Below are 10,420 nucleotides of genomic sequence, written 5' to 3'. Positions count from 1 at the left end.
TGACGCTCCTGTCTTCGCGCACGATATTTCCGAAAAACATCTCCGTTTCCTCCTGCATGGCGCGGCGCAGCGGCCCGTCCAGCTCGACCGCCGGCCGGTTGAAGCGCTGGCGCCGCCGTTCCGCCAGCTGTTCGCGTTCGTGTTTCTGCTCTGGGGTCAGTTGTTCCTCCGGAATTGCCTGCAGTTCGCGAAAGCGCTGCCGCATCTTTTCAAGGTCCTTGTTTTCGCCTTTGTCCGCGGCCAGAACCACCTGCGCGTTGATGTTGATGCCATCCACGTCCCGCACCTGGAGCCACTGCCCGATGAAGTTCCGGACCAGTTCGTTCGACCGTGGATCCGCCAGCATCCACTTGACCTGCGCACGAAGGTTCGTTCGCAATTCACGGCGTTCGGCGAGTCGAAACAACTCCTCGTCGGGCATGGTGGACCAGAGAAAATAAGAGAGACGCGAAGCGAGCGCGTATTCGTCAACCAACGGGTGAGCGGCGCCTGCTTCACCCGGCTCAACAGCCTCGACGCGGAAAAGAAAACGCGGCGAGGACAACACCGCGACCATCGCCTGGGCCACGCCTTCTTCAAAACGCTTGCCTGCCCGGCCGTAGCCTTCTTCGGCGATCCCGACAAGGCGGTCCAGTGTTCTGTCGTCTGCCGGACGGCGGAATGCTTTTGTCGCAAATCGGCGCAGCACCTCCCGCGCGTATCGGCGCCGCTCGTCCGGTGATCGCGGCGGTTCGTCATTAAAGAAAAACCGGTCGTAGTTCCTGGTCTTTGTCCAATGCTTTTCGTCCAGGGGTCCCTGGACCTTTACCGAAACGACGTGCATGTCCACGGATGTCTTCTTTTTCTCCGGCGGGGTCAGCGGCTGGAGTTCAAACGCGAGCGTGTGTTCGCCCGCGGCCCATCGTTCATCAAACTGGAAATGAAATCTCCTGTTGTCATTCCAGATGAACTCCTGATTGAAAAGCTCCTTGCCATCCGACTTGAAAATGAGCCGGCATTTGCCCGGATCGAAATCAAACGCGCCACGCACATTCAGTTCCACGACGATCCGGAAGTCTCCGGCATCCCGGGCACGAACCGTGTGTGACACTTTTGCCTCCTTGTAGAACGTCATCACGTCGCCGGTGCCCGGTCCTTCCGCAGCGCTGAACTCGCGTCCGGAAACATTCTCCTCCGGAACGACTCTTGACACCCTGGGGACGGCCGCCGCCACGATCGTTTCGGCCGCCTGCATATATTTTTCCAGAAGCAGCGGCGATACCGTGAGCACGTCGCCGATGTTATCGAACCCGTAGCCGGTGTCGTCGGGTGGAAACTCCTCGTCCGCCTTGAAATCATGGCCCATGAGATCGTGGATCGTGTTGTGATACTCAATCCGGTTGAGGCGGCGGATCGTGACGCGGCCGGGATCCGGATCCGCGGGATCGATACCAAACGCCTCGTATTTGATCCAGCGCTCCAGACGTTGCATTTCCTCCTCAGAGGGCTGCTTTTTTCTCTGCGGCGGCATAAGGCCGGCACGCAGATTCTTTAACACGTCATACCAAAGATCGCGCTTTCCCACCAACTCGTCGTCCGATTTGAACCCATCGAAGGCGACTTTCCCTTTGTTCATCCCGTCACCATGGCAGTCGTAGCAATATTCGACCAGAATGGGCTGTACGTTTTTCCGGAAGTGCAATGCGACCGGATTTTCAGAGCTGAACAAGGGGGGGCACAACGCGACGAGCGCCAGAAAGGCCACTGCGGCACGCGTCCACTGCGTCGTGATGCCGGAGTTGACAACACAGGCGTTCTCAACCTGTTTCGTCTTGTTGAACATTGCTGTTTTTTGCTTGCGACCCGACGGCCCGCGATGCCGCAGGGTTACTGCGTCCGCTGGGCAAAACGCACGTGCGACATCGAAATCAAATTTGGCATCGGCGCCTGCCGAATCATTCGCACTTCGGAAGTGCGTCAATTCGGGGCATCCATGTTCAGTGTGACCGGGCCGGGAAATTCTGGCAAAGAGAAAAATCACGCCGAGTCGTCGCGCATGATTGCCCGGGCGAAGCGGTCGGACGTCTCCTGGCGATCCGGCCAGGCGGTCCCGTTAATTGATCTTTTTTGCCCGCATTCCGCCTTCGCCGACCGAGAGCACGGCGAACTTCTCCGCGTCGCTGAATCGGAATTCGCATTGCACGTCTGTCGTCTTCGCGAAGAAGCGCGTGGGTGACCCGGCATACATCAGAAATGTTGCGCCACTGAAGGAGACAGACAAAAGCCCATCCGCGGCGCGGCGGACTCTGACAATGTCGTTGGGGTCTCGTTGGTAGTCGCCGCTGAAACCATCGAGCACGGTGTTTGGCAGCATGAATTCCTTCTTCGCGGGCCTGCCCAGCTCCCGAACCCAGATGTTGCGGAAACGAACCGGGTTGCCGTGGTCTTGAAAGGAAATGGGCAGTTTCTCCGGGTGCGCAGCGTAAGGAGGCCGTGTCAACCATGTGGTCGGACCGGTCAGTTCGACATTGTTTTGGACGAGTACGCCATTGTGGATCACGGTGACGCGGGCTGGTGAAACGAGTTTTCCCGTGGGATCGAATCGCGGCGCTGTCCAGATGATGTCGTAGAATTGCCACTGCCCCGGCGGTCGCGAAGCATTTACCAGCGGAGGATATTGATTATAAACCGACGCAGCAGAGCCGTCCGCATAAGTCTTGTTTCCGTAAGAATCAAGGACCTGAATTTCGTAGCGATCCAGTCCGAAAAACACGCCACTGTTACCCCGGCCCTGGCCTTCGCCGCGAGCTGGCGTCGGTGCCGACCACTCGACGTGCAACTGACAGTCGCCAAAGCACTGCAGGGTGCGCACGTAACCGCTGCCCGGCACGCACTCCATCGCGCCGTTCCTGGCTACCCACTTTGTCGGGCTGCCGTCCATGGCCGCCCATTGCGAAAGGTCCTTCCCGTCAAACAACACGATGGCGTCGGAGGGCGGTTTGCCGGGTTGGTCCTGCGTGCTGAGCGATCCGGGATCGACGACTACCGGCAACGGACGGGCACGATCGTGCCCGAGCCAGTTCGGGTCCGGTTGGGCAAGCATGTCGCTTCGAACGAGCAACGCGAGCGTAATCACCGATGGTGCGCCGATCCGGCGGAATGCCAGTCGCAACTGTCGAGCTTTTTTCATGGCGTGTTGGGATTGCCGATTGCTTTCTCTGTAATGGAATCAGTGAATCAGACCGCGCAAGACAACTCAAGAGTGGAAGGGCAACGCTTCATTCTGGCGTCGAGACCTTCATTTCAACAATCGCATCACGGTCTTTGCAGAAAACCGGCGTCTCCCAGCCATTCCTCGAACCGCGTCAGCCAGCTTCCTACCGGTTTGCGGTTGCTTGTGCGGACCCCAAAGCCATGTCCGCCGCTGCCATAAATGTGCAGTTCCGCAGGCACCCCGGCGCGCTTGAAGCGAAGATACGCCTCGGCCAGTCCCTCGGCGATGTCCTGCCGGTCATTGTAGGCGCAGGCAAGGAACACCGGCGGGGATTCCTTCACGGGGTCGATCTTTCGGGAACTGCCCGGATAAATCAGCGCCTGAAACGCCGGCCTCGAACTGTGATGGTCCACTTCGTCGGTCGCGTTTTCGACCCCGTTGTCGAACTTCATGCTGGCGAGTGCGGCCAGTTCGCCGCCCGCGGAAAAACCCATCACGCCCAGGCGCGCCGGATCAACGCCCCATTCCTGCGCACGGCTTCGCACCAGGCGCAGGGCGCGTTGTGTGTCCGCGAGCGCCTCGACTTCCACCCGGTAGGTCGAGTTTGTCTCCCGCGCGAGCCGGTACTTGAGCACGAACGCGGCAATGCCGTGCTCGCTCAACTTCTGCGCGGCATTGTAGCCCTCGTGTTCGATGGCCAGCACACGGTGACCGCCGCCGGGAATGACCAGAACCGCCGTGCCCGTGGCCTTGTCCTTGGGCGGCAGATATGGCGTGATGCTCGGACGGTGAACGCGGAAGACGCTGCGCTCGCCGTTGGCGCCGCGCTGCACGATTTCCTGCCCGGTCCTGCCTTCCGAGCCGGGCGCTCCGTTCGGCCAAAGTAGGACTTCCTTCAGTTCGTCCGCGGCGCCAGTGACTGCTGCCGACAGCGCGAGCACAAGCAGGGATTTTGATAAGGTGTTCATGACGCGATGATCGGGTTTCGCCGGGCCCGATCAAGATTGTAATCAGGCCGGGACATTTTGCAGCAACAAACCCGTTCGCGATGATGCCGGCGGGAGATTTTGCTTGAATCGCATGTCCTCCGATGGCCAATTCTGTTCGCACACGAGACCCGCGGCGGGTTTCACCGTTATAGACACATCTGTATGGTCAAAATACCTGTGCTCCGATGGGGCCAACCCTACGAGAGTCTCGAACTCGACAACGTCATCCACTTCGTAACCGGCGAAACGCTTGCCCGGGTCAGCCAGGCCAACCCCGGTCTTCTAGCCAGGGACATGAAAAAGGCGAAACGCGCCCGCGAGGTGTTGCGCGAGATTCCCATCCCGCAGCTTGTCCGGATGATGAAGAAGGCCGCTGATCTTTACAAAGACGTCACGTTGCCGATGGGAGATGGCCAGCAGTCGCCCGATGATTTCGCCCGGCAACAATCGGCATCCACCGGCCTGCCCGAGCACATGTGCAAGGCGAACATGGCCAAAAACCATTTTGTGCTGTCGAACATGGACCGAATTCTCGATTGCCTCACGCGCGGTCTGCCGCTCGAGGTTCTCACACGCGGTTACGGCGAGGAAGGACGCGGTGTTGTGGTCAGTTATCAAGCACAGTCGCCGGTGCTGGGCCTAGTGCTGCCTTCGAATTCTCCGGGCGTTCATACGCTCTGGCTGCCGGTGATTCCGATGCAGGTCGGACTCGTCCTGAAGCCCGGTCCGCAGGAGCCGTGGACGCCGTACCGGATGGCGGCGGCGTTTTTCGAGGCCGGTGTGCCGCGCGAAGCGATCGGAGTTTATCCCGGCGGCGCGGAGATGGGCGCCGAAGTCGTCAGCAAGGTCCAGCGAGTGAAAATCTTTGGCAGCACCGAGACAGTGAAGCGCTATCATGGCAATCCCTGCGTGCAGGTCCACGGGCCGGGCTTCAGCAAAATCATTCTCGGCGACGACGAAGTGGACAACTGGCCGAAGTACATCGACCTCATGGTGGACAGCGTTTATCTGAACAGCGGCCGCGGCTGCATCAATTGTTCCGGAGTATGGGCCTCACGCCACACGAAGGAAATCGCGCAGGCACTCGCGGAGCGGCTCGGTCCGATCGATGTGAAACCCCCTGAAGACCCGACCGCGGGTCTGGCTGCATTCACGGTGTCCGGACAGGCGCAGGCGATCCACGCGGGCATCCTGGAGAAGATGAAAGAGGACGGTGTGACGGACATGACGGCTAAGTTCGGCCCGCGCCTGGTCGAGAAGGAACGTTGCGCTTATTTGCGGTCGTGGGTGATTCACGCCGATTCGCCTGATCGAAAGATTGCCCAAACGGAATACATGTTTCCTTACGTGACGGTCGTGCAATGTCCGCAGGGCGAGATGATCAAAAAAATCGGCCAGACGCTGGTGTGCAGCGCCATCACGAATGACAAAGCGTGGAGTCAGCAACTCATCGAAGCCACGAACATCGACCGCCTGAACATCGGCCCCATCCCAACCATCAAACTCGACTGGCTCCAGCCGCACGAGGGAAACATCGTCGATTTTCTGTTTCGGGCGCGGGCGTTCCAGACAACTCCGGACAGGCTGAAGGCGTAAAAGAAAAGATTATGCGAGCTCGCCGACTCCGACATGTCACTCGGAGCTGACCGGATAAGTCCAGACCCAGTCGCTTCGCTTGGCGCCTTCAATTGAAGTTTTCGCGTGACCATCGGTTGTCACAGCGCCGTCATTCTCCAGGTTCCAGCCTGCCGAGCGGAGCATGATCCGCCCGGCGTCAGTGCGGCGGTACTGGAGCGGATTACCGCTGATCACGTCCGGTGGGATTCTTTTCATGAAACGCGGAACCAGAGCCTGGAGATTCTCCGGATACTGCCCGTTCACCAGACGAAAGCGCTCCAGTGCGCTAGCCGCAGCCGCCTGATCGAGGAACGCCTGGACGCGCGCGGTTTTGACCGCGCTTTTGCCGATGGCTGGAAGCAGCAGGCGCGCGAGAATGTTATAGGGCGTGGTTCTCCTGATTTCAGGCGCGTTCGTCAGCTGGTTGCTTTGCATCAAATAGACGCGGTGCAGCCCGGCATCGATAAGAGGGAATACTCTCAACTGATAGAGGCGGTTGATCCATTTCTGGTTCTGGTAAATCAATCCGGCCCAGACGCGTCTCTCTTGACGCAAGCTGCCCAACAGCACGTTGCTCCCAGCCCGTTCGCCGCGCATGACGCGGCCGTAATCGGCAAACAGATCGATCGACGCCAGCATCGTTTGCAATTCCACCAATTCCGTCTCCTTCCATTGATGCCGGGCCAATCCCTCCCAAACGACATTGAGCGAATCGTCAAGAAGAGAGAGTCGCACGAGGTGGGAAATCAGGAACGGTTCCGGCCGCAGGGAATCTGCCAGTCGAAAACTCACTCGCAGGTCCTGCAGTGCTTCACTGCTCTGGCGATCGGCGAGAAAAGCCGTGGCGCGAAGCCGGAGGACGAGCGCCACGGCCCTGAGATTACTGAGGTGAATCAGTGGCAGCCCGGGATACCTGTCCAGGTAAAGCGGGAACTGAGCGCCGGGGCGATGGCTGGCTTCGCGTAACTCAGTCAGGACCGGCTCGAAATTTTTTAGAGCCAACAAGACGTCTTTTGCTGGATACTGCGGTCGCGGCGAGGCCGTAAAATTTGTGTTGGCACGGTAAAACTTCTGCCATTCCTGCAAATCGGTAAGTTCTCCTGCCTTCAGGTTGCCAAACAAAGGATTACCGGACAAAGCGCGCTTACCGTGAACACCGCCGTAAACGTCCAATGAGCTTTGCAGCCCGTTAGTGTCTTTCCACTCGCCTGCGGCCATGTTGCGTTCCTTCTGAAGTAATGGGGCAAAGAACGGTATCATCACAAAGTTTTGATCGTCGGGCACGGGTTTCGGAATAAAGGAAGCGATATCGAATCGTTCACCTTTGGCCTCCCACTCGCGTTTGAAGTTGTCCCAGTCCCGCTTGCCGCGCCAGTTTTCCTCCGTGACCAGCAGTGCGATCAAGGTGATCAGCCCTGCCAGCGCGACTAATGAACGCCGAAGTGTCTTCCAACTGAACAGCCAGCGACAGAACCTCGCGAAAACAGATCGTCGCAATCCGGCCGGATTGTCAGAAGCTTTCATGGTTGGCATCTCAACACGGTGCGCGATTTGCAACGCGGTACTCGCTTCTTGGACGTGAAGCGGCCGCAGGTTGCGGTGGTCGTGGTGGCGGGGCGGCTTCCCCCATTTCAACGAGCAGTCGTTCTCGCTCAGCGAGGAAGGCCCAAAAATCCACCATCGGCGTGCGGCTCGCTTTTTTCCGCGCCAACGGCTCGTCGAGAGTGAGGACGTTGATCGCGATCATCACCAGCCATAGCGCAGCCATTCCTGCCCAGACCCGGCGACACGGCCAGATCAGTTGCCGCCAGACCACGAGCGCGGCTCGAACCGGCAAAAGGTTTTCTCGTTGAGCGTCGCGAGCTGCATTCGGCAAGGCGACGGACAACACCCTGGTTCGAAGGTCGTCGAGTCTGGGGTTCGATGAGCGATGTCGCTTCAACAAAACTTCACGCGGACTTTTCATTTGATTCCTCTTTCCACAACTTTCTGAGTGCTTGTTTGGCGTAATGCAGGCGCGATTTCACGGTGCCGGGCGGCACGCCGGTGATGCCGGCGATTTCTTCGATTGAGAATTCCTCAATAAAATGCAGCAACACCACGGAACGCTGTGCAGGCGGCAGTTGATTCAGCGTTTCCATAAACTCGACTTCCTGTTCCTGTCGGATGAGCAGGCGTGCCGGATCATCATCAGCTTCAGTCGGGGAGGCAGCAATTTCCTCAAGCGCGTCCTTTTCACGATTCTGTTTACGCCAGCGTTGAACGCATTTTTGATGAGCGATGCCAAAGAGCCAGCTCCCGAACTTTTTATTCTCACGCAGGCCGGCGATGTTTCGCACCGCGCCGATGAAAGTTTCCTGGATAATATCGAGCCCAGCCTGCTCATCTTTGATCAACTCAAACACATAGGTGTAAAGAGGCAGTTGGTAGCGCCTGAAAAGAGCATCCCAGGCGGCGGGATCTCCGGCCCTGGCCTGTGGAACGGGCATTTCTTCGCGTTCAGCCACTGCCAGCATTTACAACCAGTGGAATGCGGGAAGCGAGAAAAGGTTCAATTGAAACCAAGGTTTCCACCGTTTTCCTTCGTACAGCGGGAACCGCTGGTTGGTCCCTCGCTGCGACGCGCGCTTGCGGAATCGGGCGGCGGCGACTAAAAGCGGGGATTGCACCGGTTTGTTTTGACCGACCATGGCCACTGGCCCCATCGAATCCGAAGAACAGCTTGACTCGGTCCTGACCCGGCCGGGGCCGGTGTTGATCGAATTCATCCGCAGTGTCTCCAGCCCGCTGGTGATTCTTGGAGCGGGCGGCAAGATGGGCGCAACAGTGGGGGTTCTGGCGCGACGGGCCGCGGAGGCGGCCGGCTCGAAGCTCGAGATCATCGCCGTGAGCCGCTTTTCCAGCGAGGCGGCGCGTCGGCGAATCGAGGAGCAGGGGATCAAAACCCGGCGCGCGGATTTGCTCGAGAACGACAACATCCGCGATCTGCCCGACTCAATGAATGTCATTTACCTGGTCGGATTGAAATTTGGCACGACGGAGAATCCGTCCATGACCTGGGCGGTGAACACCCTCGCGCCGGCAGCCGCTGCCGCGCGCTATCGCTCGGCTCGCATCGTCGCGCTTTCCACCGGCAACGTGTATCCGCATGTGCCGGTGGATTCCGGGGGCGCGAAGGAGTCGCATCCGCTGACCCCGCTGGGCGAATATCCAAACGCGGCGGTCGCCCGCGAACGCGTGTTCGAGTATTGTTCGCGGAAGAACGGAACGCCCGTTGCCGTGATTCGGCTGAACTATGCCGTTGAACTCCGTTACGGGGTACTGGCGGACATCGCGCGCAAGGTCTGGGCCGGCGAGCCGATCGACCTCGCGAACGGCTGCTTCAACTGCATCTGGCAGGGCGATGCCTGTGACATGATCCTTCGTTCGCTTTCCCTGGCGTCGAATCCGCCATCGGCCTTCAACCTCTGCTGTCCAACAGTCATATCCGTGCGAGAGGCCGCCTCAAAGTTCGCCGAGCTGTTCGGCCGGCGCGCAAAATTTACCGGCAGCGAATCGGGAACGGCGCTGCTCTCCGACCCGGCAAAACTTTGCACGGAACTGGGTGCTCCCGCCACGCCGCTCGACAGCATCATTCGTTGGACGGCACATTGGGTGAAGAACGGCGGGCGTTATCTGGACAAACCAACGCACTTCGAAGTGTGCGACGGCCGGTACTGAACATGGCCGAATTCTCCCAACCGCCCGCATGGGTAGCGGCGAAGCTTCGCGCAGGCATCGTCATCCCCGCTCATCCCCTGGCGCTGACTTCCGCGCGCAAGCTGGACGAGCGACGTCAGCGGGTGTTGACGCGCTATTATCACGCCTCCGGCGCGGGCGGTGTCGCAGTGGGTGTGCACACAACCCAATTCGCAATCCGCGATCCAAAGCACGCCTTGTTCAAGCCGGTGCTTGAACTCGCAGCGGAAACGCTTGCTGAATGTGATCGGCGCGAGAACGGACAGACCGTTCGGATCGCCGGGATCTGTGGCGGAACGAAGCAGGCCGTGACCGAGGGAAGCTTCGCCCGTGAGACCGGCTATCACGCCGGACTGCTTTCGCTTGGCGCCTTGAAGGACGCTGATGACACACAACTCGTCGCTCACTGTGAAACCGTCGCGCGGGAAATTCCGCTGTTCGGCTTTTACCTTCAGCCAACGGCCGGAGGACGGGTTCTTTCCCGCGCCTTCTGGAAACGCTTCGTGGAAATCCCCAACGTCGTCGCGATCAAAATTGCTCCGTTCAACCGGTACCAGACACTCGACGTGGTCCACGCGGTCGCCGCGGCGGGCCGCGCGGGCGACATCGCGCTTTACACGGGCAACGATGACACCATCGTCGTTGATCTTCTGACGGAGCACGTGGTTCCTACGGGCCACAGTGAAGTCCGACTGCGGATCGTGGGTGGTCTGCTCGGTCACTGGGCGTGCTGGACGCGGAGGGCCGTCGAACTCCTCGATGAATGCCGGCATCTGCGGGGCGCCAAAGCGATACCCGCTTCGATGCTCACACAGGCCGCGCAGATCACAGACTGCAATGCCGCATTCTTCGACGCGGAGAACAATTTCGCCGGTTGCATCCC

At 59.4% G+C, this 10,420-nt stretch carries 9 protein-coding genes; 3 read left to right on the top strand and 6 right to left on the bottom strand.

Features of this window, described 5'->3' with window-relative positions:
• The 3 genes from VN887_05380 to VN887_05370 form a co-directional block, all read right to left on the bottom strand.
• A partial coding sequence (locus VN887_05380; protein ID HXT39435.1) for a DUF1592 domain-containing protein occupies window positions 1–1,822 on the bottom strand: 1,822 nt, incomplete at its 3' end.
• A 270-nt stretch (window positions 1,823–2,092) separates the two neighbouring features.
• A complete protein-coding gene (locus VN887_05375; GenBank protein HXT39434.1) occupies window positions 2,093–3,169 on the bottom strand; it encodes a DUF1080 domain-containing protein in 1,077 nt (358 codons plus the stop codon).
• A 125-nt stretch (window positions 3,170–3,294) separates the two neighbouring features.
• Window positions 3,295–4,161: an alpha/beta hydrolase gene (locus tag VN887_05370; protein ID HXT39433.1), complete on the bottom strand. Its 867-nt coding sequence runs from the start codon at window positions 4,159–4,161 to the stop codon at window positions 3,295–3,297.
• A 183-nt stretch (window positions 4,162–4,344) separates the two neighbouring features.
• On the opposite strand from VN887_05370, the gene VN887_05365 reads away from it, so the two are divergent.
• Window positions 4,345–5,778 (top strand): aldehyde dehydrogenase family protein, encoded by a 1,434-nt coding sequence (locus VN887_05365; protein ID HXT39432.1) that lies wholly within the window; start codon window positions 4,345–4,347, stop codon window positions 5,776–5,778.
• Window positions 5,779–5,814: 36 nt separating this feature from the next.
• Here VN887_05365 and VN887_05360 read toward each other — a convergent pair whose 3' ends face one another.
• Genes VN887_05360 through VN887_05350 form a run of 3 tightly spaced genes read right to left on the bottom strand, consistent with a single transcriptional unit; the run spans window position 5,815 to window position 8,288 of the window.
• On the bottom strand, window positions 5,815–7,323 hold the full coding sequence (locus VN887_05360) for a hypothetical protein (GenBank protein ID HXT39431.1): 1,509 nt from the start codon (window positions 7,321–7,323) through the stop codon (window positions 5,815–5,817).
• 10 nt (window positions 7,324–7,333) lie between these two features.
• Window positions 7,334–7,765, bottom strand: coding sequence for a hypothetical protein (locus VN887_05355; GenBank protein HXT39430.1), 432 nt, complete (start codon window positions 7,763–7,765; stop codon window positions 7,334–7,336).
• Complete coding sequence (locus tag VN887_05350; GenBank protein ID HXT39429.1) at window positions 7,749–8,288, bottom strand: RNA polymerase sigma factor; 540 nt, start codon at window positions 8,286–8,288, stop codon at window positions 7,749–7,751. The genes VN887_05355 and VN887_05350 overlap by 17 nt, the downstream gene beginning before the upstream one ends.
• Before the next feature lie 199 nt (window positions 8,289–8,487).
• Between VN887_05350 and VN887_05345 the strand changes: the two genes are divergently transcribed.
• Together VN887_05345 and VN887_05340 are read left to right on the top strand one after the other, a co-directional pair.
• The gene (locus VN887_05345) at window positions 8,488–9,519 is read left to right on the top strand and encodes an NAD(P)-dependent oxidoreductase (GenBank protein ID HXT39428.1); all 1,032 of its coding nucleotides are present in this window, start codon (window positions 8,488–8,490) and stop codon (window positions 9,517–9,519) included.
• A 2-nt stretch (window positions 9,520–9,521) separates the two neighbouring features.
• Window positions 9,522–10,420 (top strand): dihydrodipicolinate synthase family protein (locus VN887_05340; protein HXT39427.1); only part of this gene is annotated, 899 nt, incomplete at its 3' end.

The organism is Candidatus Angelobacter sp. (assembly GCA_035607015.1).
Classification (GTDB): domain Bacteria; phylum Verrucomicrobiota; class Verrucomicrobiia; order Limisphaerales; family AV2; genus AV2.
This window is presented reverse-complemented; position numbering and strand designations above follow the sequence as displayed.